25 protein-coding genes, 1 tRNA gene and 6 pseudogenes are annotated in these 23,939 nt (G+C 51.9%); 10 read left to right on the forward strand and 22 right to left on the reverse strand.

Going from position 1 to position 23,939, the window contains the following annotated elements; genetic code table 11:
* Positions 1–38: 38 nt before the first annotated feature.
* The 13 genes and pseudogenes from BFV64_RS25505 to BFV64_RS25515 all read right to left on the reverse strand — a co-directional run.
* Positions 39–461 (reverse strand): hypothetical protein, encoded by a 423-nt coding sequence (locus tag BFV64_RS25505; RefSeq protein ID WP_006811569.1) that lies wholly within the window; start codon positions 459–461, stop codon positions 39–41.
* 116 nt (positions 462–577) lie between these two features.
* The gene (locus BFV64_RS16855) at positions 578–1,126 is read right to left on the reverse strand and encodes a recombinase family protein (protein WP_032637829.1); all 549 of its coding nucleotides are present in this window, start codon (positions 1,124–1,126) and stop codon (positions 578–580) included.
* 246 nt (positions 1,127–1,372) lie between these two features.
* Positions 1,373–1,627: pseudogene (locus BFV64_RS16860) on the reverse strand (terminase large subunit domain-containing protein); the annotation flags it as partial.
* Positions 1,605–2,317: pseudogene (locus tag BFV64_RS16865) on the reverse strand (terminase small subunit). The pseudogenes BFV64_RS16860 and BFV64_RS16865, both read right to left, overlap by 23 nt.
* 219 nt (positions 2,318–2,536) lie before the next feature.
* Positions 2,537–2,767, reverse strand: a complete 231-nt coding sequence (locus tag BFV64_RS16870) for a hypothetical protein (protein ID WP_017692897.1) — start codon at positions 2,765–2,767, stop codon at positions 2,537–2,539.
* Between the two features lie 1,094 nt (positions 2,768–3,861).
* Entirely contained in the window at positions 3,862–4,131 is a 270-nt protein-coding gene (locus BFV64_RS16885; protein WP_032637826.1) for a hypothetical protein, read from the reverse strand.
* Between the two features lie 7 nt (positions 4,132–4,138).
* Complete coding sequence (locus BFV64_RS16890) at positions 4,139–4,768, reverse strand: glycoside hydrolase family 19 protein (RefSeq protein ID WP_032635818.1); 630 nt, start codon at positions 4,766–4,768, stop codon at positions 4,139–4,141.
* Complete coding sequence (locus BFV64_RS16895) at positions 4,768–5,049, reverse strand: phage holin family protein (protein ID WP_045892218.1); 282 nt, start codon at positions 5,047–5,049, stop codon at positions 4,768–4,770. Before BFV64_RS16895 ends, BFV64_RS16890 begins: the two co-directional genes overlap by 1 nt.
* Positions 5,036–5,422, reverse strand: a complete 387-nt coding sequence (locus BFV64_RS16900) for a phage holin family protein (RefSeq protein ID WP_015570936.1) — start codon at positions 5,420–5,422, stop codon at positions 5,036–5,038. The genes BFV64_RS16895 and BFV64_RS16900 overlap by 14 nt, the downstream gene beginning before the upstream one ends.
* 177 nt (positions 5,423–5,599) lie before the next feature.
* Positions 5,600–6,562: a P63C domain-containing protein gene (locus BFV64_RS16905; RefSeq protein ID WP_015570937.1), complete on the reverse strand. Its 963-nt coding sequence runs from the start codon at positions 6,560–6,562 to the stop codon at positions 5,600–5,602.
* Positions 6,563–6,662: 100 nt separating this feature from the next.
* A tRNA-Arg gene (locus BFV64_RS16910) sits at positions 6,663–6,736 on the reverse strand.
* A 412-nt stretch (positions 6,737–7,148) separates the two neighbouring features.
* A pseudogene (locus tag BFV64_RS16915) lies at positions 7,149–7,958 on the reverse strand (antitermination protein Q).
* Positions 7,958–8,050, reverse strand: a pseudogene (locus tag BFV64_RS25515) (YlcG family protein); the annotation flags it as partial. The pseudogenes BFV64_RS25515 and BFV64_RS16915, both read right to left, overlap by 1 nt.
* On the opposite strand from BFV64_RS25515, the pseudogene BFV64_RS16920 reads away from it, so the two are divergent.
* From BFV64_RS16920 to xis, 5 genes and pseudogenes are all read left to right on the forward strand, one after another.
* Positions 8,029–9,084 (forward strand): annotated as a pseudogene (locus BFV64_RS16920) (exodeoxyribonuclease); the annotation flags it as partial. The pseudogenes BFV64_RS25515 and BFV64_RS16920 sit on opposite strands and share 22 nt — an antisense overlap.
* 9 nt (positions 9,085–9,093) lie before the next feature.
* Positions 9,094–10,179, forward strand: a complete 1,086-nt coding sequence (locus tag BFV64_RS16925; RefSeq protein ID WP_032635812.1) for a RecT family recombinase — start codon at positions 9,094–9,096, stop codon at positions 10,177–10,179.
* 34 nt (positions 10,180–10,213) lie between these two features.
* Positions 10,214–10,825 carry an ASCH domain-containing protein gene (locus BFV64_RS16930; protein ID WP_032635810.1) on the forward strand — a complete coding sequence of 204 codons (612 nt, stop codon included), beginning with the start codon at positions 10,214–10,216 and terminating at the stop codon, positions 10,823–10,825.
* Positions 10,812–11,054 carry a DUF4060 family protein gene (locus BFV64_RS16935; RefSeq protein WP_017692869.1) on the forward strand — a complete coding sequence of 81 codons (243 nt, stop codon included), beginning with the start codon at positions 10,812–10,814 and terminating at the stop codon, positions 11,052–11,054. Before BFV64_RS16930 ends, BFV64_RS16935 begins: the two co-directional genes overlap by 14 nt.
* 76 nt (positions 11,055–11,130) lie before the next feature.
* Positions 11,131–11,385: an excisionase Xis gene (gene xis / locus BFV64_RS16940; protein WP_229692509.1), complete on the forward strand. Its 255-nt coding sequence runs from the start codon at positions 11,131–11,133 to the stop codon at positions 11,383–11,385.
* Here the strand turns inward: xis and BFV64_RS16945 are convergent.
* The 6 genes and pseudogenes from BFV64_RS16945 to rseD form a co-directional block, all read right to left on the reverse strand.
* Positions 11,363–12,592 (reverse strand): annotated as a pseudogene (locus BFV64_RS16945) (tyrosine-type recombinase/integrase). The gene xis and the pseudogene BFV64_RS16945 overlap by 23 nt on opposite strands.
* A gap of 434 nt (positions 12,593–13,026) precedes the next feature.
* Positions 13,027–13,500 (reverse strand): SoxR-reducing system protein RseC, encoded by a 474-nt coding sequence (gene rseC / locus BFV64_RS16950; protein ID WP_045135186.1) that lies wholly within the window; start codon positions 13,498–13,500, stop codon positions 13,027–13,029.
* Positions 13,497–14,450 (reverse strand): sigma-E factor regulatory protein RseB, encoded by a 954-nt coding sequence (gene rseB / locus BFV64_RS16955; RefSeq protein WP_023331097.1) that lies wholly within the window; start codon positions 14,448–14,450, stop codon positions 13,497–13,499. The genes rseC and rseB overlap by 4 nt, the downstream gene beginning before the upstream one ends.
* Positions 14,450–15,100 (reverse strand): anti-sigma-E factor RseA, encoded by a 651-nt coding sequence (gene rseA, locus BFV64_RS16960; RefSeq protein WP_014832926.1) that lies wholly within the window; start codon positions 15,098–15,100, stop codon positions 14,450–14,452. Before rseA ends, rseB begins: the two co-directional genes overlap by 1 nt.
* A gap of 31 nt (positions 15,101–15,131) precedes the next feature.
* On the reverse strand, positions 15,132–15,707 hold the full coding sequence (gene rpoE, locus BFV64_RS16965) for an RNA polymerase sigma factor RpoE (RefSeq protein ID WP_006176728.1): 576 nt from the start codon (positions 15,705–15,707) through the stop codon (positions 15,132–15,134).
* On the reverse strand, positions 15,704–15,787 hold the full coding sequence (gene rseD / locus BFV64_RS26165; RefSeq protein ID WP_223605340.1) for a rpoE leader peptide RseD: 84 nt from the start codon (positions 15,785–15,787) through the stop codon (positions 15,704–15,706). Before rseD ends, rpoE begins: the two co-directional genes overlap by 4 nt.
* A 343-nt stretch (positions 15,788–16,130) precedes the next feature.
* On the opposite strand from rseD, the gene nadB reads away from it, so the two are divergent.
* Positions 16,131–17,750 (forward strand): L-aspartate oxidase, encoded by a 1,620-nt coding sequence (gene nadB / locus BFV64_RS16970; protein ID WP_023331098.1) that lies wholly within the window; start codon positions 16,131–16,133, stop codon positions 17,748–17,750.
* Here the strand turns inward: nadB and trmN are convergent.
* Positions 17,735–18,472: a tRNA(1)(Val) (adenine(37)-N(6))-methyltransferase TrmN gene (gene trmN / locus BFV64_RS16975; RefSeq protein WP_045135187.1), complete on the reverse strand. Its 738-nt coding sequence runs from the start codon at positions 18,470–18,472 to the stop codon at positions 17,735–17,737. The two genes, nadB and trmN, sit on opposite strands and share 16 nt — an antisense overlap.
* A 132-nt stretch (positions 18,473–18,604) precedes the next feature.
* Between trmN and srmB the strand changes: the two genes are divergently transcribed.
* Positions 18,605–19,933: an ATP-dependent RNA helicase SrmB gene (gene srmB / locus BFV64_RS16980; RefSeq protein ID WP_014884852.1), complete on the forward strand. Its 1,329-nt coding sequence runs from the start codon at positions 18,605–18,607 to the stop codon at positions 19,931–19,933.
* A 52-nt stretch (positions 19,934–19,985) separates the two neighbouring features.
* Here srmB and grcA read toward each other — a convergent pair whose 3' ends face one another.
* Positions 19,986–20,369: an autonomous glycyl radical cofactor GrcA gene (gene grcA, locus BFV64_RS16985; protein WP_014884853.1), complete on the reverse strand. Its 384-nt coding sequence runs from the start codon at positions 20,367–20,369 to the stop codon at positions 19,986–19,988.
* 314 nt (positions 20,370–20,683) lie between these two features.
* Here grcA and ung point away from each other — a divergent pair, with 314 nt between their 5' ends.
* The gene (ung, locus tag BFV64_RS16990) at positions 20,684–21,373 is read left to right on the forward strand and encodes a uracil-DNA glycosylase (RefSeq protein WP_014884854.1); all 690 of its coding nucleotides are present in this window, start codon (positions 20,684–20,686) and stop codon (positions 21,371–21,373) included.
* A gap of 40 nt (positions 21,374–21,413) precedes the next feature.
* Here the strand turns inward: ung and BFV64_RS16995 are convergent, their stop codons facing one another.
* Positions 21,414–22,544: a tRNA/rRNA methyltransferase gene (locus BFV64_RS16995; RefSeq protein ID WP_014884855.1), complete on the reverse strand. Its 1,131-nt coding sequence runs from the start codon at positions 22,542–22,544 to the stop codon at positions 21,414–21,416.
* Between the two features lie 204 nt (positions 22,545–22,748).
* On the opposite strand from BFV64_RS16995, the gene trxC reads away from it, so the two are divergent.
* Both trxC and tapT read left to right on the forward strand, forming a co-directional pair.
* Positions 22,749–23,168, forward strand: coding sequence for a thioredoxin TrxC (gene trxC, locus BFV64_RS17000; RefSeq protein WP_014884856.1), 420 nt, complete (start codon positions 22,749–22,751; stop codon positions 23,166–23,168).
* A 69-nt stretch (positions 23,169–23,237) separates the two neighbouring features.
* Positions 23,238–23,936 carry a tRNA-uridine aminocarboxypropyltransferase gene (tapT, locus tag BFV64_RS17005; protein WP_045135188.1) on the forward strand — a complete coding sequence of 233 codons (699 nt, stop codon included), beginning with the start codon at positions 23,238–23,240 and terminating at the stop codon, positions 23,934–23,936.
* Positions 23,937–23,939: the final 3 nt, after the last annotated feature.

The raw sequence follows: 23,939 nt of genomic DNA on the forward strand, positions 1-23,939 counted from the left end.
TAAACAGGTGGGTATTTAGTGTATGAACCCTCGTCCAACTAGTTCCTTCCGATTACCCTTAAAGCACTTTTCATGGTGATGTTTTTCCTTGTTACATATTTGGATGCTTGTTTTAAGGCATTATTCATTGCTATTACAGTCACAGGCCTAGCTAACCCTTTAACTCGATTTGATCTACTCTGGAAAACATAAATATCAGAAGGATTGCAATCCTTTCTGTACGCAATTAACTTAGAAAGCAATAAATTTAATCTAATTGTTCGTGGCTCAAATTTTGGAGTTCCAGCCAAGTGCAGCATGTCATCTTCGATATCGGAATATCTAATAGTAATCACCCTGCTGCCTTCAGCACGGAGAGAAAACAATGTTAACCATAAGTCTGCCCATGTTGATGAGATTTTAGACAATTCAAAGTGAATAGCCCTAAACTCTTCAGGTGTAATAGAATCTGTTTTTGCCATGAATACCCCCAATGCTCAACCCAACCGTTTACCAAAATTTCAACAACTTTATTACATTATTTCAATACTTTATTACGAAAATTGGATTAAATGTTCAATATTTTTTTCCTCTACCCCTACCGCGCCGGAAATTTTTTATACAAGGTGCACACCGCAACGTCGTAAATAATCGCCACCTGCTTTCTGTCCATTCCGTTTGCGATCAGCCTGCCAGCCTGCGCCCATTGCTCAGGGGTTAACTTCGGCCTTCTGCCGCCTATGCGCCCTTTCTCCCGGGCTGCCGCCAGTCCTGCCCGGGTGCGTTCCACGATTAACTCCCTCTCCATCTCGGCCAGGGCTGACATGATGTGGAATATGAAACGCCCCATTGGGCTGGAAGTGTCGATGCTGTCCGTAAGGCTTTTGAAGTGGATGCCGCGCTGCCGGAGTTCGTCCACCAGCAGTACCAGATTCCGCATGCTTCGCCCGAGGCGATCCAGCTTCCACACTACCAGCGTATCGCCCTCACTCAGCGTTCGAAGAAGCCTTTTAAGCGCTGGCCGGTTCGCTACCGTCCCGCTCATTTTTTCCTCAAAAACCTGTTCACATCCTGCGCGTTCGAGAGCTTGTCGCTGGAGATCCGTATTTTGGTCATTTGTTGACACCCTTACGTAGCCAATTTGCATGTTTTTCACCCAATATTTTCTGCACAAAAATCAGGTGAAGTTATCGGCATGGCTGCCGCAGGGCAATCTATAAAACGTCGGTTTGGGAACATCCGCGACGAGGGACGTCGGGATGAATTCGGGAAACGTCTTACAGGTAGGAGCGTTTGGATTGCCTACTGGTGATGCCAGAGCCTTTAAAACAGACACGGCTGTTGCCCCAGATGGAACAAACTTCGACAGCCTGACAGAGCCAGGAACTTACCGTTTGCTCATAGACATGGCTAAGTCGACTTCGGGGCCTATCTCCAGCTGGTATGGGTAGAAGATGTCACGGATCTGCGGGTACGTCGGCGCGAAATAACCCTGGTTGATTTTAGGGTGCTCCCACATCCCCTTACAGATGCCGCCACAACCCACCCACGTCTTACCGGAACCGAACCCGGCAACGTAGGCTTTGAATTTGTGCTGCATCGCGAGGAAACGCGCCTGAGGAATGTTAAGTGTCGGGCTGATCCCCATCTTCCGCCCTCGCGTCCACTACGTTGATATTGATCTGAACTGGGGTCGGTTCGTCACCATCACCATCACCGGCCAGCTCTTTGCGGAGTTTCTCAACCTCCAGCTGCCGGCGGTCGATTTCGATCTGCTGGAGACGCTGAGCGAACTCGCTATCCGCCAGGCCAAGCCGTTTCATTACGGCTTCGAACATACGCTCACGGCTGATAGCGGTTATCTCGACGCCGTTCTTTCCGACCTTTACGCCGGAGTAAGCGAGTCGCGAGACTGGCGAGAGTTTACGTGTATCAGCGAAGTAAGGCTGGCCGATACCATCGCCGTTGCAGCGTGGGCAACTGAAGTTTTCTGAAGGAGTTGATAACCAATTTGTTCAGCGGATTTTTTGCTGTAACCCGCCCTGATAGCTGCTTGTGTGGCGTTACCATCCTTTAGGTATTCCGCAACAAATAAGCGTTGCTGAGCAGTAAGTCCATCATCATCCATCAGCTCATTTGCGCTTTGTTCTTTCTGCGCAATGCGCACTTTTTTCTGCGCAGATTTGTGCGCAGTTTGCGCAGAAGTTTTTTTGATATATCGACGGGCGGTAGCGTAGTTCAGTCCCTGCGCTTCACACCATTCCTTTGGTGATACGCCGGTTGCGGCATGTTCGGACAGGAACCGTTGCTGAAGCTCTCCCCAGTCCGATTTTGCCATTATTCACTCCAATAAAAAAAGCCACCAGCGAGTGCCAGTGGCTTGAATGTGGTAATCAGAAATGGGTTCGAACCGTTGGGACAAACAATATTAAGCGCTCACCCGCTGGATTAAAGTAGCATCACGCTTCGTCTGGCCGATATGAACTCCTGTATCACTCTACTGACGTATAGAACCAAGCATGACCCATCCTACTGCTACGCGCCAGTCTCGCTGCTTTCAACCAATCAGAGCATCATAAGCCTCGATAATTTCTTTCCTGCTCACGTATCTATCGGCTGCCACCAATATGGCACCACTTTCGCCTTTCAGAAAAGTTGAAAAAAAAATCACCACATCCAAACACCTCACCTCATTATTAGCATACAGATAAAGAATCTTGCTCCGATAACTTCGAATTTTCAGCAACTTAGCAGGCTCATCATCAGCAAAAATCAATAACTGTGCCATAAAATCTCCTTCTACACATAATTCCTTACAAGAGAAGATTGTTAGTCCCATGAACACTCAATCACATTGACGAATCTTTTGCCTGTGATTTACGTTACCTTTAATAGCCCAAAAGTCTTTTTTAACTCATACACCTGAATTCAATTCTGAAAGAAGTGAAAATGGCAGCAAACAAATCACCAGGAGTTTAACTTTATTTAATTAGTTATAGTGCAGAATGCTTAACCCTGTATATAGAGTTCGCTTCTTCGCACTTTTCTTTCAAGTATATGAACCGGGTGGATACTTCACTGTTTGAGCAGTTCGTCACAATGCAGTAACCCTCTACCCACGCCTTTTCATCCTTTTCGGCAAACAAACTTTCGAAAATGGCAACCCAAGTGCTGTTAGGCATGCGTTCCAGTTCAAAATACTTCATTGTCCCTCCCTCACGAAGGGTTCTGTACTCATCCAATCCTAAGATTTTCATACTGCATCTCACGGTCTTTTTAATGTTATGATTTCTAGCATCATATCCAGGCTTTTCCTACCCCCAAATCCATGGGACTCTGCATTTTATCATCATTAGCAACCAGCAGATGAGCTTTGTAATAGATGAAGAATGCGCATAAGAAAGCCATAGCTATTCATGTGACATGCCTGTCCTCAGTATTGGATTTAGGTTACCTCCTGGATAAAACTTACCCATCAACATTAAAAATACAACGATTCCAACAGGCACTCCAACAATAGGTGTAGCGAACGCGCTTACTCCCACGGCGGCAACCATACCTCCCAAAGTACTAAACATGATGGGTATGATTAACATAATGATAGCCTGGGGTATTCCTGCCTTCCAGAGGAGTAACACCATAATGACAACAAAGAACACCATGAGAAAAGGCATTGTTTGCCCCCTTAATTAAACACACTCTCTATATAACGACCATTTGGAAAATTTATTTAGTTATCTTTCAATTAAGGCCTACTTGCAGTTCGCCTGCCACGCTTTGTTATGCGCCAGGATGTCGCGCTTCGTCTGCCTGTCCAGTACATCCCAGTCGTGCGCTGTGCAGTAGATGGGTTTAACCCAGTCGCAAGACGTATCGGCTACCTCAACCCTTACGGGTCCAGTTGTCCCGCAGCTCGCGATCAACATCGTCGTCAGACATATGGTTAACAGTCTGCTGTACATTGCTGGCCTCTTTCGTTGCTTCTACCCGGCGTTCGGCTGCTGCGACCGTTGCCGCTGCGTTATCTTCGGTGCGCTGCTGGTCGGCTTTCACTTCAGCTTTGCTGGTGCCGCGAATATGGCCCAGGCCAAAAGCGCCGGCGATAGCGGAAATAACCAATGCGACCAGCCCAATTATCGTTTCGATCCCCACATTCACCTCATACCAGAACGGATTTCGCCAGGTTCAACAGCGCACGGCGTTTATCCAGCCCGTTGCGGCCGCCATTGATTAACAGTGTCACGCGCTCAACGTCGCCGGAATGAAGAAGGCAACCGCGGGAGGCATAGAACCATGCGGCAGAGCGCGCGGCGTATTCATCCTTTTCAAGCAGCTCCGGATGAGTAACAAGGTCCAGTTTCAACGCCTGGCCACAACTGCGATAGTTGCTCAGGCCGGTAATCTGTTTCAGCCCACGACCGCGATATTTCCAGCCATCACCAGCGACCTGATTGCCAAGGTGTTCTTTTCCCCACTCACCACCGTATACCAGATTGGCGATCGCTTTCTGGTTTGCCGGTTGCGTTGCCGTTCTGCCAAGTGCGGCGGATTGCTGTTGAGTGATGCGGTGGCTGCCGAACGTCGGTACCAGGTTTTCAACCGCGTAATTCAGGTTCTCCACCAGTCGGGTAAATCTGGTGCTTTCATGCCCCATCTGGGCAATAAACATGGCCTGATCAAGCGGTGCGGTGATGCCGTATTCCTTCATGGCGGCGTCGATATGCGGAAACCAGCGCGCAGCTAATCCGGCGCTGATACCAGCCGCCTTCTGAAATTGTGATTGGTTCATTAGTGCCTCAGATGATCAACCAGACGTGCAACGTTGCCTTTGACGGCCACCAGCACGGAAAGGAATATGATATTGGCCGCAATGATGGCCCATGATGAATGCGGGTAAATCCCACACAGGTACGCCAGCGGTACAGCGCTGTAAGTGACGGTAATCAGCCAGGCTAAACGCGAAATCCATGGCCGATGCCGCGAATCACCACGGCGGTAAAACATCAGAGTAATTACAACTCCGGCGCAGAGCAGCGCGTTGATAGTTGCTGTTGGGTCATTTAGTACCACCTGAACCTCCCCGGCGCGTTATCAGCGCCACCAGCGAGCCGATGTCCTGCTTGTTCAGGAACGTAAGGATTTGAACGGCTAACGCAGAAGCTATTACGGCACCAATAGCATCCAGAGGCTTCTCGGTGTACCCCGTCCAGGATGTGAGTTTTGACCCCAACAACCCCGAACAAAGAATGCCGACGATATACGACACGAAGAAGTAGGCCAGGCGACGTAACACACTCAGGTCAGCTGCTGTCGCTATGTAGAATACTGCGCCTGCAAATGCTCCAAAAACAACACCGTAATCAGTTCCGGTCAATAGACCGTAAACACTTGCTCCAGTCAAAGCTAAACCGGCCAGCCCTGTGCCGGAAAATGGATCGGACATAGGTCTCCCCTCATATAGCTGTGTATCCTCTCAGTAATGAGGGGAATAAAAAAAGCCCGCACGGGAGCGGGCAACGAATGCAGATATTTATTTTTTTCAATTTCAGAACGAAGATTATCGGCAGTCTTGGGAAATACTTTAGACAATAAAAACCCGGCGCGGTGGCCGCGTTGATGATCACTTGTTTACTTTTTCCAATGCAGATTCGTAAGCGTCTTTCTCATCAAATAGAGTCGTTACCGCTAAAACCTTACCAATCTGCTGCTTGAGCGCCTTGACGCCAACCTCAGATAGGAACTGGTGGATCTTGTCTCCGGGTTTTCCGAATTCATCTTTGCTACTTTTAGCAAGGTCAAGAATCTTACCTTCGCTTTTGGCCAAGGGCTTGTAAATTTGCTCAATAGTCAATTTTTTGAATAAGAATGGACGCCCTCGTCCTGGCTTGTTTAATTGATAAATTTTGTACCAAGCCTCATAAAGTTCGTTGGGAAACTCTTTCTCATACTGCCTAGCTTCTTCCCTAACAAATGCTTTGAAGAGATCAATTACTTGCTGTACTTCAGGTTTGAATCCAGCTACAGCGTAAGCAACGTTAGTAATACCAACCTTTGCCGCCGAGTTAACTAAGTCTTGAGCTTGCATAGCTGCATTTAGTCTAGATGCTGGAAGATCGCCACTATCTTTAGCTGCCGTAAGGGCTTTGCAAATATCAATTACTACTGAAATATCATATCCATGTCCGCCAGTAAAAGAACCGAGTACTGCGCCATCGTTCTCCCATTGAAAAATATAAGGATTTTCCATTTTCTCAAGCAAAACTGCGTCTACGTAATCTTGCATATATTGAGCGTTAAGAACTCGGTCGATATCTTTTACTCGCTCCCCAAGACCAATGAGTTTTGCCAGCCCGGTTTTAGTTACCACAGCCGTTTTAGATTCATTGTCTAAAACATAACACTCAGTATCAATGCCAAACTCTTCCATAAAGCTTCCCTTGTGGGTTGCTTTCAACGGCTTGTCTTTCCATCTTGCTGCCGCTGCTTTTTTGGCAATGTCAGAACGCTGCTCTTTAGTAAGAGACTTCGCCCTAGCAATCCCGCCCTTAGCTTTACCCTTTGGATCTTTCTTATCGTCTGACATATGCAAGCATTTTTCACTATTTTATGCTTGCATAGTCAAGAGTATATAAAAGGCCGCTGGATGGTAGCCTTCAGTAAACTAATGTTGTTGTGCTTAATTGTACGCCATCGAGGATTCGAACCCCGAACCACGGAGATAGAAGCTCCATGCTCTTTCCAGTTGAGCTAATGGCGGAAAAAAAAGACCAGCATTGGGTTGCTGGTCATGGGTCATGCAGTTGTCTCTGCGAAGCGGGTGTATCCCCCACCCAGTGTTATCAGTATCGAGAGCATTATCAAATGCCATAAAAACTATAGCACTGATGAAAAAATACACTCTGTCAAAGGCCATCAGAAATGACCTTTTGCTCATAACGGGAAGCCAGCTCTCCCGAATGCTTAGTGTCACGCCTAAGCAGGGCATGAAAGCAGGCTTTCCGTTGTGTTTAAAACGAAAAAACCCCGCGGTATTAACCGCAGGGCTTTAAGGATTTCTTGCTGGTCGGAACGAATGAACGGATTCCCAGCGTTAGAGTTGATGCTAGCCGAAAATTCCGCAGACCTCAACACCTTTTTTCTCTGACAATTGAGCTTTATAGAAAATCAGCCTACATCGTAACTGACTTTAAGGCGCTGTCTGCATAACCTTCTTGCCTGTGGCATTCTTCCACCAGCAATTCAAACAGCGGTTGCAGCTGACCGTAAGCGGTGGTTTTTTTTACATCCCATACGGTGCGGACGCCCTACAGCACATTGGAAAATTTTAGCCGGGCGTAACCTCTCCCCGTGCAACGGTCACACACCTTCATGACCGGCACGCCCTGTTCCTCTGTCTTTTTCTTATCCAGCACCCTCCCTTTCCCGTGGCAGCGACACGCATTGCTGATAACGCCTTTGCCGTTACACGCTTTGCACAGAACGCGCGCGCTCTCCCGAACTGATTTCCACTCCTCCCAGTATGAGGGGTAAACACCCTTTGTAACTTTTGCCCATTTTGGCGGCTTGCCGTCAGGGTATTGGATTTTGTTGGTGAATACCTCGACTTCGGTAAAACCGCTACCATCGCAGCAGTCACATCTGCGAACGCTTGCCGCACTACGGGCGTAATCCTGGTATGCAAAAGCACACATAATTTCGAGAACGCGCTGCCGGACTTTTTCATCGAGTTCTGTAACTGATTTAAAGCGTCGGCATAGGACCAACGATGCTCCATAAAGCGCCTCCATTGCCCGGTCAGGGCTGCTGATACCAATTTTTGCAAGGTATAAATCGAATCCAAACCCACACTTGGCGTTAACCAGTCCAAGCGCGGTCATAACATCAGTTCCGGTCAGATTGTCGGTGGCAGTCGCCCTCGAGGAGTCACTGAACATCGGTGATTTTGGCGCGAAATATTTAGCGATTGATTCGAGGTTCATTATGCGGCTCCTGCTGAATGATAGATTCGAACAAAATTACGAAGGATGCGGTAGTCCACCAGCACTGATCCCCGGTATCCCAGAAGGCGCATTCACCACCACGGCGACACTGCGCACCTTTATCGATGAGTACAACAACGGCCTGCCTGTACTGCTGAGCGCAGACGATATCAAAAGATTTCTTGAAGAGCATAACGCCACGCTGCCCGCTCAGGTGCCGCTGGGCGCTAGCCTGGAAGAAACAGCGCAGAACTATATGACGCTGCCAGCTAACTTCCAGCGTATCGATGCAGACCAGAAGCAGACGGCAACGGCAATGAAAGCCTGCATCAAAGAGTACAACGCCACCCTGCCGACGCCGGTTAAAACTAGCGGCAGCCGTGACGCGCTGCTCGAGCAGTTAGCGATCATCAACCCTGACATGGTGGCGCAGGAAGCGCAGAAGCCACAGCCGCTGAAAGTATCTGGCACTAAGGCCGATCTGATTCAGGCCGTGAAGACAGTCAAACCAGATGCCGTGTTTGCCGACGAGCTGCTGGATGCCTGGCGCGATAACCCGGAGGGGAAAGTGCTGGTTACCCGCCAGCAGCTGGGCACCGCACTGAATATTCAAAAAGCGCTTCTGGCTCACCCGACCGCCAGCATGCTGCTGACCCACCCGAGCCGTGCCGTCGAGGTGAGTTACTTCGGCTTTGACGAGGAGACGGGCCTGGAAGTTCGTGTGCGCCCGGACCTCGAGATCGACCTGGACGGTGTGCGTATCGGCGCAGACCTGAAAACTATCAGCATGTGGAACGTAAAGCAGGAAAGCCTGCGCGCCAGACTGCACCGGGAAATCATTGACCGCGACTATCACCTGAGCGCAGCCATGTACTGCGAAACCGCGGCGCTGGACCAGTTCTTCTGGATTTTCGTCAACAAAGACGAGAACTACCACTGGATCGCCATCATCGAGGCATCCGCTGAACTGCTGGAGCTGGGCATGCTCGAGTACCGCAAAGCGATGCGCGCTATCGCAACCGGATTCGACACAGGTGAATGGCCAGCACCAATCACTGCCGACTACACCGACGAACTGAACGACTTCGACCTGCGCCGCCTCGAAGCGCTGCGTACTCAGGCATAAGGGGGATATATGCAAAATACCAACGTTACCGTTGCTGATCAGAACACCGTTATTAATTCCAACGTGGCACTGTTCGATTCTCAATACCTTAACGCCATCAGCACTTTTGCGCAGATTATGGCTCAGGGCACCGCGACAGTTCCTAAGCATCTTCAGGGCAATCAGGCCGATTGCATGGCCGTAGCGATGCAGGCAGCACAATGGCAGATGAATCCCTTTGCTGTAGCACAGAAGACGCACCTGATTAATGGTGTGCTCGGGTACGAAGCGCAGTTGGTCAATGCCGTCATTTCGCGTAGCGGCGTGCTTGCCAGCCGCTTTGAATATGAGTGGTACGGGCCATGGGAAAAAGTTGTTGGAAAATTCCATATTCGTAAAGGCGAAAAAGGCGAGTACCGGGTCCCTGGCTGGACCCTGGCTGACGAAGCCGGGATCGGCATTATTATCCGCGCAACCCTGAAGGGTGAAGATCAGCCGAGAGAACTCGATTTACTGCTGGCTCAGGCTCGCACCCGTAACTCAACGCTCTGGGCTGACGACCCGCGCCAGCAGCTTGCATATCTCGCAGTGAAGCGCTGGGCCCGCCTGTTCTGCCCGGATGTGATTCTGGGCGTTTATACCCCGGACGAGCTGGGTGATCGGCGTGAAGAACGGGAGGTAAACCCTGCCCCTGTGCAGCACATAAGTTTGACTGAAATTACTGATGACAACTTATCTACCACACAGAACGCGCAGCAGTCCTCAGTAAATATCGACACTTTGGCTGATGAATACCGTAAACGGATTGATTCTGCTGAAACTCTGGACGATGCCACTACCGTCGGAAACGACATCAATGCTTCTAAATCCGTACTGGGTGCAGCATTGCACACCGAACTGAAAAACAAAGCTACGCGCCGGTACCACTTTGTGAATGCGAAAAACAAAGTTGATACAGCTATCAAAGCACTTCCAAAACCGGGAGTGGAAGGTGCGGGAGAACGCTTCGAGGAAGTTGAAAAGATGCTCTTGGCGGCTAAACGGCACTTGGGTGATGAATTGCACGATAAGTACCGCATCACCCTCGATGATATGAAACCGGAATATGTGGCCTAAGGGAGGCGGGAGGGTTCGCCCTCCCGGTAACGATATGACGAAAATTATCGAACGCGGAATGATTTTTAACGGTGAGATGGTGCGGGCGATCCTCGATGGACGGAAGACGCAGACGCGGCGGATCATCAAGCCGCAGCCAGAGGGAACATTAAGCGGAAGTTTATCCGGTATGTGGTTAAGCAGGCCTCTTAACGGACTGTTGTTGCCGAAAATTGAAGATATCGCAATCCATTGCCCGTTCGGTGTCGTCGGTGATCGCATCTGGGTGCGGGAGACGTGGGCAGAGGCTGGAGCAAGCGCGCCGGATCTGAAACTTTATCGCGCGAATTACCCTGCGCATGTTCCAACTCATTACGAGAACGTGCCGCCGGCAGAGGATGTCCGCTGGACACCCAGCATCCACATGCCGCGCTGGGCCAGCCGTATTCTGCTGGAGATCACCGATGTACGGGTCGAGCAGCTGAACGATATCAGTGAGGAAGACGCACGTTCGGAGGGAATTTCTGGCTCCTCGGCACGTGACGTTAAAGAGGCTTACGCAGCGTTATGGCGGTCTATCTACGGTTCTGACAGCTGGCGCGCTAACCCATGGGTCTATGTGATCAAGTTTAAGCGTATCGAAGGAGATGGCCATGCGACTGATTAACCGAGGTAACCAGCAATCCCCGTTAGCGCGTCAGGCATGCGACATCGCGCTGGCAGCCCACCAGCAAAGATACGGCGACTATGGGCGCAGCAAGATGAAAGAGACGTATACGGTGAAGGTTGAAGGCGTGAAGGTCTGGGTGGAGGTGGTGAACCGCAAGGCGAGCTATGTGGCCACGGCAATGACAGGCATGCGCCGCTTGCGTGCCCTTCCCGGCCAGGCGTCCTGATAAAGAATTATCAAACGGCCCCGGTTGGGGCCCTTGGAGAACGAAGATGAGCAAAGCAACGAATAAATTTGAGCTGATGAGCACTAAAGACATCTGCGGGCAGCTGTGTATTTCCTCACGTACGCTCGAACGCTACAGGAAAAGAGCCCCAAACGAGAACCCTTTCCCTGAGCCAGATTGCGCTTACATGGGTGGACCCAATAAATGGCTCAGAACCAAAGTCACCGCCTGGCAGATTAAAGAGATGTCACGATCAACCCGTAAGCCGATGTCTCACCTGAACCTAACCCGTGATGATAAAGGCCGTCTCACCCGACCTGACGCGGCGTGAACTCCAGAATGTCGGGCTCGACGATGCTCATAAGTCGGGCCCACCACTTACCATATGCCACTCTCATTTCCTCAACATAGGTGTGCTTGTCGTACACTGACCACACACCAGGCAGTTTGTGGCCAAGCATTATTTCGGCGATATGCGGCTCGGTTAGCTCTGAGAAATTCGTTCGCGCAGTCCTGCGCAGATCATGAATAGTAAAGTGTGGGACCTGCTCGTTATAGGCCTTGAGCATGAACTTAACCAGGTTACTGCTGATGCTCATATGGAAGCCTTCACTCATCGGCTTGTCTTCATATTTTGAAAAAACAAAGCGTCCTGGCGCCAGCTCAATGGCCCGTTTTATCAGCGGGAGCATTTCCGGGATGATAGGTCGAATTATCGGTTTCTTTGTCTTCCGCCCTGTCTTGTGGTTTTCCCATGGAACAGTCCAGATCCCTTCTTCAAAATCAAAGTGTGCGACTTCAGCCTGCCGGAGTTCGCCAACCCTGCACGCCCATATCAGAGACAATTTATAGAGGATCTTGTTTCGCTCAATGAGGCGGGAATCCTCAATGGCTCGCCAGACAATCGCCAGTTCTTTACGGTCCAGGGTTCGCTCACCCATTTGTTTCTGGATGCCGAAATCACGCCCAGACATTTCTGACAGCGGGTTAACTTCCAGCAGTTGCCGTTTCACTGCCCAGGAATAACACTGTCGGCCGTTGCTGATCACGCGCCGGGTGATCTCGCTGTAACCCTGGGCCAATCTGTCCAGGACAGTGAGCCAGTTGTGTAGCGTGAGCTGATGCGCAGGGTATTTCCCGAGCTTGGGGAAAACGTGCAGTTCAAACGAGCGGAGGACCTGCCCGGCTGATTCTTTCTGAATGCAGACCATTGAGTGCCATTCACGGAACAGCTCTTCGAAGGTGTACTGGCTGTTAATCTTGGCTTTATCGAGGCTTTGCCTGATCCGAGGGTTTTCGCCACGGGCAAGAATAGCTGCCCACTTTGCGACTTCATCGCGCGCGGCTTTTAATCCGAACTCCGGATAGCTGCCGATCGTCATCTTGTCCTGTTTGCCCAGGAAGCGGAATCGGTAGAAAAAAGTAACGGCCCCCTATTTGGAGATGCGTACCCACAGACCATCACGGTCTGCCTTTTCTTCAACTTTGTCTCGTTCGCGCCCAAGGCACGACTTTAGATAACTATCTGAAATAGCCATGATTTGTCCCTGCGTGTGTCCATCAGAACGGGAGGTTATGTGTCCATCATAGAATATGGACGCACTGGTGGACACAAAAACCATGACTTATGATGTCGTAGGTTGACTGTACATGCAAACAGTATAATTTTTGGAAAGGCTGATTTGATGGGGATCTTGAGGCGTTTTTGTCGGAGGTTTGCGGAGGCTGGCGGGGTATCAATTATCGATGTGAGCAATGATCGAAAAGTTACGTATGTTCTTCATATAGTTAAATAATTATGCCTTACGAATTCCTGGAGGCCGCTGTTCTTAGCCTGACGTTTTTCAGTGCGAAAACGCAGCATTCTACACTACATCCTCGCTACCTGGAAATGCACTTAGAGACAGGTATAGCGTGAAGAAAGGGCGTTTTCTGTATTAGGGCGTAAAAATTGATAAAGCCCGATGGATCATCAGGCCTCAGAAGAGAGCGTCTCGACACGAAGCTGGTCTGGTGCCAACCCAACGCTGAGAATGACAGGCTGCCACTCTTCGCGCGCGGCAAGCTTCGGTGAGAGACCCTTAGCAAGCCAGAATCCCCCGATGCCCCCCAACGCGGCACCGCACATGGCGGCCACATCGGAACCAAACAGGGTCTGGAAAAGGCCGCCCATGATAAATAACCCGACCAACGGAGAGAGATAGACCAGCATCGCGGAACCGAGCAGACTGCCTTCCGCAATCCCTAGTTCAACCTTCTGCCCCGTCACCAGCGGCTGTTCACTTGGCACAGAGATAGTATGCGACGTTTGCGGCCCGAGCTTATTCAGCACGCGGCTGCCGCACCCGGCACGGGATGCGCAGCTATTGCATGAGGCTTTGACATCGCAACTGACTCGCGCAACGCCATTTTGCCACGAGACGACGGTTGCCCACTCTTTAATCATTGCGCGGCCCTGAATTTAATGCTGTCTGAAATGCGCTTCGCCGTCTGCGGAGGTAATTCACCCACAATCGTGATCTCTGCGTTATCACGTACCGTGGTGCTGACCGTGCGACGTCCGGTACGAAGCATTTGCTCAGAGCTGTTTGCCGTTGCGCGGTTGATATTCACCGAGAAACTGAACAAACCGTCGGAATAGAGGCGCGACTCAACGGGCGTGTCAATAGTTGGCAACTGACGACGGCTGCTGGACACTTCGCTAAAGCCTTGCGGGATCCAGGAAGGAACCCAGTTGAAGTTAACGGAATCCCCTGCCGGAACAGAAAGCAGCGGCGGCAGGCTGGCTTTGGCCAGATTCTGCATGCTGTTGCCAACCTGATTGTTCACGCTGAAGGAGATCACGCGGAACTGTTCAAGCGTTTCACCGTCGCGGTCAAGCAGGTCCACACGCATCGGCAGCTTGGTTTCCGCATCAATCCAGACGATATAGCTGTAGCGCGTGCCATCGCGAGCAACCACGCGGATCACTTCACACAGTCTGTCTGCGATGCGCGTACGCCCTACCGAAATAAAATCGTAGTAAGGGGCCAGCCGCTTGAAGTCGGTATAGATGAGTGACGGCAGAGAATCAACGATATAGTCGCCATTGAGCGTGAAAGGCTCCAGGCCGGGCTCGAAATAGCTGATTTCGTTGCCTCGCTGGACAACTTCCCGACGCGGACCATCCATCTGTAAAAGCTGGGCGAGTGGCTGATTATCAAGACGGGCATGACGATAGCGTAACGACTCGACGCCCTGCTTATTAATGCTGATAAATGCCAACTCGTAATTGAGTGACTGGCTGGCCAGATTCATTTGCTGCAACAACGCCCCGGATGAAACATCAGCCGAGGCGTTGGCAGAGAAGAACAGGCTACCCGCCATCAGAGACATGGCGAACCAAAGTTGCTTCATTACTGCGATTGCGTTCCTAAAGTTTGGTTTCCGGGCACCTGCACAGCAGCTTGCTGGGTTTGGGCCTGCTCAAACTGAAGCTGTTCAGAGTGCAGACGACGCTGCAACTCGTAATCCTGCAACATCGCATTAATGCGACGGCGCTGCTCCTGCACCTGCTGTTGCTGACCGCCGCTGGCGGAAGCATCAGCCGGTACGCCCAGGCTAACCGGGCTCGCTTTGCCCATCATCGGCAGTGTGTTAAACACTGGCGCTTCTGGCTGCTGATTAGTTTCAGACTGAGTATTATAGTGCTGGACGCCAACGATAACTGCAAGCGATACGCATGCAGCAACCCCCATTTGGGTGAGCTGGCTGGCCCACGGACGCACCTTTTGCCAGAACGGCATTTTCTGCCACTGGTGAGGTGCAGGTTGAGCTTCAGGAATCAGCGGAGTGGTCTGATGAACAGGCTCATTCTCAATGGCCGCCATCACGCGGGCAGAGATATCGAAATGGAGAACCTCGCCGGTATCGCCGCGCAGCGTGTCACGGATGAGATGGTAACTCTCCCAGGTCTCTTGCATTTCGGGAGAATGAGACAGCTCGTTGAGCAGCTCACTATCCAGCGTCTCACCATCCATTAAAGCGGAAAGTTTTTCTTTCTGCATGCCTAATACCTTTTCCAGTATCCCGCTATCGTCAACGCCTGATAAGCGGTTGAACTTTATTATCAATAGCTTCTCGCGCACGGAAGATTCGTGAACGCACCGTACCGACCGGACAATCCATGATAGCGGCTATCTCTTCATAGCTCAGACCATCAAGCTCCCGTAACGTAATTGCCATGCGTAAATCTTCCGGGAGCGACTCGATCGTGCGAAAAACAATTTGTCTCAGTTCTTCTGACAACATTAAGTTCTCAGGGTTCGAAATTTCTTTCAGCGCACCGCCACTTTCGAAGTTTTCGGCGTCGATAGCGTCTACATCACTGGACGGCGGACGACGACCCTGAGCAACCAGATAATTCTTTGCCGTATTGACAGCAATACGGTACAGCCAGGTATAAAAAGCACTATCTCCCCGGAAAGAATCCAGCGCGCGATAGGCCTTAATAAAAGACTCTTGCACCACATCAGGCACATCACCTGACGGTACATAGCGGGAAACCAGACTCGCCACCTTATGCTGGTAGCGCACCACCAGTAAGTTAAAGGCTTTCTGATCTCCCTTCTGGACCCGTTCAACCAGGACCTGGTCCGTTAACTGCTCGCTCATCCGAGGTAATGTCTCCCCAAACCTAAATTCCACGCGTTATCGAAACGCCACTCTAAAAACACCGCACTTTGAGCAAGCACCGAGTTAGAGTGTCCGATCGTCAATAAGTTCCGTAACGCCTTTGTTTTTGTTCATCGCGCCGCAGACTGTTCATTTTCTCTCATTATAAGTCTGTTCACGATACGCACCACTTTCTGACAAGAAACATCTTTTTCCCGCGAGAAGAGTAACGCAACCCAGTCTTTATTTCATCACAAAATCTGACGCTAACGATCTGCTTCGCAAAATAATTTCATTCCTTTACCCGCTATTTACTCCGCCTTACGCGTTTAGCCATTGCAACAACCTCTAAAAAAAACGTGCGATAAATCGCGCTCAGGTGCTATTCTGACCCAACACTGTTTAGTAAATTAAACAACAATCATGAACACAACATCTGAACTCCATTGTGATGTCCTGATCATCGGTAGCGGCGCTGCCGGTCTCTCTCTGGCGCTGCGCCTTGCCGAACATCAAAACGTTATCGTTCTGAGTAAAGGACCGATAAGTGAAGGTTCCACATTTTATGCCCAGGGCGGTATTGCCGCCGTGTTTGACGAGACCGACAGCATAGCGTCGCACGTAGAAGATACGTTGATTGCCGGCGCCGGGATCGTGGATGCGCACGCCGCAGAGTTCGTTGCCAGCAATGCCCGCCATTGCGTTCAGTGGCTCATCGATCAGGGCGTATTATTTGATACCCAGATTCAGCCTAACGGTGAAGAGAGCTACCACCTGACGCGCGAAGGCGGCCATAGCCACCGCCGCATCCTGCACGCAGCGGATGCCACCGGTAAAGAGGTGGAGACCACGCTGGTGGGTAAAGCGCTTAACCATCCTAATATTCGGGTTCTTGAGCGCAGTAATGCCGTTGACCTGATTATTTCCGACAAGATTGGCCTGCCTGGTCCGCGTCGCGTGGTGGGTGCATGGGTCTGGAACCGTAATAAAGAGAAGGTTGAAACCTGTCAGGCGAAGGCCGTTGTACTGGCGACGGGCGGCGCCTCAAAGGTGTATCAGTACACCACTAACCCGGACATCGCTTCCGGAGACGGTATCGCCATGGCCTGGCGCGCAGGCTGCCGCGTGGCGAATCTCGAATTTAATCAGTTTCACCCAACAGCCCTGTTCCACCCTCAGGCGCGCAACTTCCTGCTGACGGAAGCTCTGCGCGGTGAAGGCGCTTATCTGAAACGCCCTGACGGTACCCGCTTTATGCCGGACTTTGACGCGCGTGGCGAGCTGGCCCCTCGCGATATCGTTGCCCGCGCCATCGACCATGAAATGAAACGTCTGGGCGTGGACTGCATGTATCTCGATATCAGCCATAAGCCAGCCGCATTCATTCGCCAGCATTTCCCGATGATTTACGAAAAGCTGCTGAACCTGGGGATTGATTTGACCCGCGATCCGGTGCCCATTGTGCCTGCGGCCCACTATACCTGCGGGGGCGTGATGGTTGACGATCACGGGCGCACCGACGTAGAAGGTCTGTATGCTATCGGCGAGGTGAGTTATACCGGCCTTCACGGCGCGAACCGTATGGCGTCGAACTCGCTGCTTGAGTGTCTGGTGTACGGCTGGTCAGCGGCGGAAGACATCACGAAACGCATGCCTTACGCCCGCGAGACTGAGCACTTACCTGCCTGGGATGAAAGCCGCGTGGATAACCCGGACGAGCTGGTCGTGATCCAGCACAACTGGCATGAACTACGGCTGTTTATGTGGGACTACGTAGGGATTGTGCGCACCACAAAACGTCTGGAACGTGCGTTGCGCCGCATTACTATGCTGCAGCAGGAAATTGATGAATATTATGCCAATTTCCGCGTATCCAATAATCTGCTGGAGCTGCGCAATCTGGTGCAGGTTGCCGAGCTGATTGTTCGCTGTGCCATGATGCGTAAAGAGAGCCGCGGCTTGCACTACACCCTGGACTACCCGGATCAGCTTGCTGAATCCGGCCCGTCGATACTGGCTCCGCAGGTTCACATAAACAGATAAAATGCCTGGGTCAGAGCAGTGTAATCTTCGGAATAATGCTGGTCTGGCCCTCGAATCACCATACGGTCATTAAAGCATTCACCTTCTTTTGGCGAGAGCGCCAGCAGCACGCGGTGCGGCAGTCGTCCTTCCGTATCAGAAATGTCAGTTCGCAAACGTAATGTCCAGCCAATCTCCTGCGCCAGACCAATAAATGTATTACCCGTGCTTTCTGGCAACACTACGCAAAAAAATCCCTCTTCAGAGATGAGTTCAGCCGCGCTGGTAAGCAGTGCTTTATGATCGAGTGAACCGGTATAACGCGCCTGTTCACGTTCAGGGGTACCACACTCGACACCGGGCGCGTAGTAAGGAGGGTTGCTGACGATAAGATCGTAACGCGCAGTTTGTTCAGGCGCCCAGACCAGCACATCCGCACATTGAACGCGAATCCGGTCTGCCCAGGGGGATTCGGCCGCATTTTCACTCGCCTGCCCTGCAGCCTGCGCATCGAGCTCAACGGCATCAATCGTGACATGCTCTTCCGTACGCTGGGCCAGCATCAACGCCACCAGCCCGCTGCCGGTACCGATATCAAGAATACGTTTAACACCTGCGACAGGGGCCCATGCTCCCAGTAAAATACCGTCGGTGCCGACTTTCATGGCACAGCGATCGTGGGCGACAAAAAATTGTTTAAACGTAAAACCATCGCGGCGCAACTGCGCTTTGAGTTGAGACATGTCAGGGCAACCTTCTAAGTGAAACTGGAGTAGCATAGGGGAAAGCGAAGGCACCGCAAAGCGATATCCATACAAACAGATGAAGATTACAGCCGTAACGTCTATAATCAGCGCCCCACACAGAGGTAGAACATGACTGTAACGACTTTTTCCGAACTTGAACTCGATGAAAGCCTGCTCAATGCACTTGAGAGCAAAGGCTTTACACGCCCGACCGCCATTCAGGCAGCGGCCATTCCGCCTGCGCTTGAGGGCCGCGATGTGCTCGGTTCTGCGCCAACCGGCACGGGGAAGACAGCAGCCTATTTGCTGCCTGTGTTGCAGCACCTGCTCGACTTTCCACGAAAAAAATCAGGCCCACCGCGTATTTTGATCCTGACGCCTACGCGCGAGCTGGCCATGCAGGTTGCCGATCACGCGCGTGAGCTGGCGGCTAACACCCATCTGGATATCGCCACTATTACCGGCGGCGTGGCGTATATGAACCACGCCGAAGTGTTCAGCGAAAACCAGGATATCGTTGTTGCGACGACGGGCCGTTTGCTGCAGTACATTAAAGAAGAGAACTTCGACTGCCGCGCGGTAGAAACGCTGATTCTGGATGAAGCCGACCGTATGCTGGACATGGGCTTCGCACAGGATATCGAACATATTGCGGGCGAGACGCGCTGGCGTAACCAGACGATGCTGTTCTCTGCCACCCTTGAAGGGGACGCGATTAAAGATTTCGCCGAGCGTCTGCTGGAAGATCCGGTTGAAGTCTCTGCGACGCCCTCTACGCGTGAGCGCAAGAAGATCCACCAGTGGTATTACCGTGCGGACAACCTTGAGCACAAGGTCGAATTACTGAAGCACCTGCTGAAGCAGGAAGATGCTCTGCGTACCATCGTCTTTGTGCGTAAACGCGAGCGCGTGCACGAGCTGGCAGAAATGCTGCGTAATGCGGGCATTAATAACTGCTACCTCGAAGGTGAGATGGCGCAGGTTAAGCGTACCGAAGGCATCAAACGCCTGACCGATGGCCGCGTGAACGTGCTGGTGGCGACAGACGTTGCCGCACGCGGGATCGACATTCCGGACGTGAGCCACGTGATCAACTTCGATATGCCGCGCAGTGGTGATACCTATCTGCACCGCATTGGCCGTACCGGTCGCGCCGGACGTAAAGGTACTGCGATTTCACTGGTTGAAGCGCACGATCACCTGCTGCTGCAAAAAATTGGTCGCTATGTTGATGAGCCGCTGAAATCTCGCGTCATTGACGGCCTGCGCCCAACTACCCGCGCGCCGAGTGAAAAAATGACGGGCAAACCGTCCAAGAAAGCACTCGCAAAACGCGCTGAGAGAAAAGAGAAAGAAAAAGAGAAGCCGCGCGTTAAGCAACGCCACCGCGATACCAAAAACATTGGTAAGCGTCGTAAGCCAAGCGCTGCCGCGCAGGATACGAAAACTGAAGAGTAAGAAAAAGCCGGGGATTTCCCCGGCTTTTTTATTCACCCCCGAAACTGGAACCTTACAGGCTTTCAGTAAAGGTACGCGCGATAACGTCGCGCTGCTGCTCTGGGGTCAGTGAGTTAAAACGAACCGCATAGCCAGACACGCGAATAGTCAGCTGTGGGTACTTTTCAGGGTGCTCAACGGCATCCATCAGCGTTTCACGACGCAGAACGTTAACGTTCAGGTGCTGACCGCCTTCCACGCGCACTTCCGGTTTCACTTCCATTGGGATTTCACGATATTCGATTTCGCCCAGTTTGCTCACTGGCACGATCTCATCTTCAGTAAAACCGGCTTTTGCAACCACGCAGCGTGCTTCGTTTTTCTCGCTGTCCAGCAGCCAGAAAGAATTGAGCAGATCGTCATTTGCAGCTTTAGTAATCTGGATACCTGTAATCATGTGTTGCCTCCCTTAGGCTACATTAACTGGTGTCGGCCTCACACGGCCAATTGGTAAAACCATTGTTTCTTGTGTGTATATATATCACTCGCACCCCGGCGATTTATTGATTTAAATCAACAAAAACACCAACCACATAAAGAGTGTGGTTTGAATTTATTGTTTTAGATCAATTTCAGCACCTTACCAATTCAACTGGTTGTGTATCTTTTAAAAATAAATTTAGTTACTTAGCGCACGTTTCAGCGCGTCATTTTGCTCACTGGCGTTTAACAGGTAAGCTAGACACAGAATGAGATTCGCAGGAGAGCGAGATGACCACACCGTTGACATGGCACGATGTGCTGGCAGAAGAAAAACAACAACCCTATTTTATCAATACACTCAGCACCGTTGCAGCTGAACGTCAGTCCGGGCAGACGATTTATCCGCCGCAGAAAGATGTGTTCAACGCCTTTCGTTACACTGAGCTGAGCGATGTGAAGGTGGTCATTCTTGGCCAGGATCCGTATCACGGCCCGGGTCAGGCACACGGGCTGGCGTTCTCCGTCCGTCCGGGCGTGGCTATCCCCCCTTCTCTGCTCAATATGTATAAAGAGCTTGAGGGAACCGTTCCTGGCTTCACCCGCCCCACCCACGGTTACCTGGAAAGCTGGGCGCATCAGGGTGTGCTGCTGTTAAATACGGTACTCACTGTAAGGGCGGGTCAGGCACATTCTCACGCCAGCCTGGGCTGGGAAACCTTTACCGATAAGGTTATTAGCCTGATCAACGAACATCGTGAAGGCGTGGTGTTTTTACTGTGGGGTTCTCACGCGCAGAAGAAAGGGGCGATTATCGACCGTCAGCGCCATCACGTTTTAAAAGCGCCGCACCCGTCTCCGCTGTCGGCACATCGCGGTTTCTTCGGCAGTAATCACTTTGTTCTGGCGAATGAATGGCTGGAAAAACGTGGCGAAACGCCAATTGACTGGATGCCAGTGTTACCGGCAGAGAGCGAGTAGGATTTGAATGTGCCGGGTCAGACCCGGCACATTGAGAGGCTTATGCCTTATTCTGACGCCACCATTCCGCCAGCAGTACGCCGGTCGCAACGGACACGTTCAAACTTTCTACATTACCTGTCCCGTCGATAGAGACGCTCAGATCAGCACTGGAAAGCGCCGCGTCAGACAGACCGTCACGTTCCTGACCTAATACCAGCACCATTTTACGCGGCAGCGTCGCTTTAAACAGCGGCGTACCAGCATGGCTCGACGTGGTCACGATGGAATAACCCGCTTTACGGAACTGCTCAAGGGCGTCCAGCACGCTGTCGCCGGTGATCGGCTGCACATGCTCCGCTCCGCCTTCTGCTGTGCGGATCGCGGCACCAGATTCCAGCAGTGCGGCATCCTGTAACAGCACACCCTTCACGCCAAAGTGTGCGCAGCTGCGCATCATCGCGCCCAGGTTGTGCGGGTTGCCTACATCTTCCAGGGCCAGCACGCAGTCATCGGCATCCGCCTGGCTGACCCACTGCTGCACGGTGGTGCCGTTACGTTTTTTGATCAGGAAGCAGACGCCGCCGTGGTGCTCGGTACCGGACGCTTTGGTCAGCTCGGCATCATCCACCACGTGGTAGGCTTTACGATTCGCGGCCATCCAGCGCAGTGCTTCTTTAAAGCGCGGGGTCACGCTCTGGATAAACCAGGCGCGGACGATACACTCAGGGCGGCTCTGGAACAGCGCCTGGCAGGCGTTCTCGCCATACACGCGGGTCTCTTCCGCACGCTGACGGCGCAGCACTTCCGGATCGATAAAGCTTTTGCCGCTGATACCGCCGTGATCGGCTTTCTCTGGCGTCTCATCGCCCGGGGCGCGAGAAACGGTGCGCCACGGGGAGGCGTTGTCACGCGAGAAGTCATCACGCGGACGATCGTCGCGTGGACGGTCACTGCGTGGGCGGTCGGAACGCGGACGGTCATCGCGTTTGCGATCGTCACGTTTGCGGTCATCACCGCGGGTGTTTCTGTCATCGCGGGCGGGGCGACGGCCACCGTCTGCACGAGAAGACGCCGGACGCCCGCCACCTTTTCCGGTACGCGGATTTTGGGTGCGTTTATCAGAGTCATCATCACTGCGGACATACATCACTTTGACCTTGCCGCTTTTATTTTTCATTTCGTCGTTCATGCTTTTCTCCACCAGCGCTGCGCGAAGCGCGCAGATTACCCGATGTGCCAGCGCATAGCCATAATTTCGTACAAAAGCCTGTGACTATTGTTCTCATTGAATAAAACGCATTGTTGTTTCAAACAGGCTCATTGATAATATGTAACATATTAGAAACATTATCGGCGTTCTGCCGCTGTCCCACGGCTCTATCAGAGGTTAGTTATGAATACCGTATGTGCCAACTGTCAGGCTCTTAATCGCATTCCGGACGATCGGATTGACGATGGTGCGAAATGCGGACGTTGTGGCCACGAACTGTTTGATGGCGATGTCATTAACGCGACGGGTGCTACGCTGGACAAACTCCTCAAGGACGATCTCCCGGTGGTGGTCGATTTCTGGGCACCGTGGTGCGGTCCATGCCGAAGCTTCGCGCCAATCTTTGAAGACGTGGCCGAAGAGCGCAGCGGTAAGATGCGTTTTGTTAAGGTGAATACCGAGGCGGAACGCGAGCTTAGCGCACGTTTCCGCATTCGCAGCATCCCGACCATCATGATCTTTAAAAACGGTGAAGTCGTCGACATGCTCAATGGCGCAGTACCGAAAGCGCCGTTTGACAGCTGGTTAAACGAATCACTGTAACTTTCACGGGGCACATCTTGTGCCCCGCTCCCGCCTCTGCGAAAATGGCGTTTTTCCTTCACTTCGCCCATGACCGATAACGCTGTCCTCCTGTTACGCGCCGAACGCCTTGCGCGCGCCACTCGTCCTTTTCTTGCCCGTGGCAATCGCATTCGTCGCTGCCAGCGCTGCCTGCTTCCGCTTAAAGTTTGCCTGTGCGAAACGCTGGCACCCAGTACGGCTAAAAGCCGTTTTTGTCTGGTCATGTTTGATACCGAGCCGATGAAACCCAGTAATACAGGGCGGCTGATTGCCGATATTCTGCCGGATACTGCCGCGTTTCAATGGTCCCGCACCGAGCCGCCACAGGCCCTGCTCGATCTGGTGACAAACCCGGACTATCAGCCGATGGTCGTTTTCCCGGCCTCTTACGCAGGCGACAATCGTCAGGTGCTTTCGGCGCCACCATCCGGTAAGCCACCGCTGTTTATTATGCTGGACGGCACATGGACCGAAGCGCGGAAAATGTTTCGCAAAAGCCCTTACCTTGACGCGCTGCCGGTCATTTCTGTCGATCTTTCCCGCGTCTCGGCTTATCGCCTGCGTGAAGCGCATGCTGACGGACAATATTGCACCGCCGAGGTGGCCATCGCGCTGCTGGATTTAGCCGGGGATACCGCAGCAGCAGGCGCCCTGGGCAACCATTTCTCTTGTTTCCGGGAACGCTATCTGGCGGGAAAAACCATTCATAAGGGCAGCATCACAGCAACAGAGTCAGAAAGCGTTTAAAAT

It is taken from the genome of Enterobacter kobei (assembly GCF_001729765.1).
GTDB classification, from domain to species: domain Bacteria; phylum Pseudomonadota; class Gammaproteobacteria; order Enterobacterales; family Enterobacteriaceae; genus Enterobacter; species Enterobacter kobei.

Coding starts and splice junctions, on each gene's coding strand:
- BFV64_RS16855 (WP_032637829.1), bottom strand. CDS start 1,126: ATGCAAATTGGCTACGTAAGGGTGTCAACAAATGACCAAAATACGGAT.
- BFV64_RS16925 (WP_032635812.1), top strand. CDS start 9,094: ATGCAAAATACCAACGTTACCGTTGCTGATCAGAACACCGTTATTAAT.
- BFV64_RS16900 (WP_015570936.1), bottom strand. CDS start 5,422: ATGTCCGATCCATTTTCCGGCACAGGGCTGGCCGGTTTAGCTTTGACT.
- BFV64_RS16930 (WP_032635810.1), top strand. CDS start 10,214: ATGACGAAAATTATCGAACGCGGAATGATTTTTAACGGTGAGATGGTG.
- trxC (WP_014884856.1), top strand. CDS start 22,749: ATGAATACCGTATGTGCCAACTGTCAGGCTCTTAATCGCATTCCGGAC.
- rseB (WP_023331097.1), bottom strand. CDS start 14,450: ATGAAGCAACTTTGGTTCGCCATGTCTCTGATGGCGGGTAGCCTGTTC.
- BFV64_RS16870 (WP_017692897.1), bottom strand. CDS start 2,767: ATGGCACAGTTATTGATTTTTGCTGATGATGAGCCTGCTAAGTTGCTG.
- BFV64_RS16935 (WP_017692869.1), top strand. CDS start 10,812: ATGCGACTGATTAACCGAGGTAACCAGCAATCCCCGTTAGCGCGTCAG.
- BFV64_RS16905 (WP_015570937.1), bottom strand. CDS start 6,562: ATGTCAGACGATAAGAAAGATCCAAAGGGTAAAGCTAAGGGCGGGATT.
- srmB (WP_014884852.1), top strand. CDS start 18,605: ATGACTGTAACGACTTTTTCCGAACTTGAACTCGATGAAAGCCTGCTC.
- rseC (WP_045135186.1), bottom strand. CDS start 13,500: ATGATTAAAGAGTGGGCAACCGTCGTCTCGTGGCAAAATGGCGTTGCG.
- xis (WP_229692509.1), top strand. CDS start 11,131: ATGAGCACTAAAGACATCTGCGGGCAGCTGTGTATTTCCTCACGTACG.
- rseA (WP_014832926.1), bottom strand. CDS start 15,100: ATGCAGAAAGAAAAACTTTCCGCTTTAATGGATGGTGAGACGCTGGAT.
- nadB (WP_023331098.1), top strand. CDS start 16,131: ATGAACACAACATCTGAACTCCATTGTGATGTCCTGATCATCGGTAGC.
- grcA (WP_014884853.1), bottom strand. CDS start 20,369: ATGATTACAGGTATCCAGATTACTAAAGCTGCAAATGACGATCTGCTC.
- BFV64_RS16995 (WP_014884855.1), bottom strand. CDS start 22,544: ATGAACGACGAAATGAAAAATAAAAGCGGCAAGGTCAAAGTGATGTAT.
- trmN (WP_045135187.1), bottom strand. CDS start 18,472: ATGTCTCAACTCAAAGCGCAGTTGCGCCGCGATGGTTTTACGTTTAAA.
- BFV64_RS25505 (WP_006811569.1), bottom strand. CDS start 461: ATGGCAAAAACAGATTCTATTACACCTGAAGAGTTTAGGGCTATTCAC.
- ung (WP_014884854.1), top strand. CDS start 20,684: ATGACCACACCGTTGACATGGCACGATGTGCTGGCAGAAGAAAAACAA.
- BFV64_RS16890 (WP_032635818.1), bottom strand. CDS start 4,768: ATGAACCAATCACAATTTCAGAAGGCGGCTGGTATCAGCGCCGGATTA.
- tapT (WP_045135188.1), top strand. CDS start 23,238: ATGACCGATAACGCTGTCCTCCTGTTACGCGCCGAACGCCTTGCGCGC.
- rpoE (WP_006176728.1), bottom strand. CDS start 15,707: ATGAGCGAGCAGTTAACGGACCAGGTCCTGGTTGAACGGGTCCAGAAG.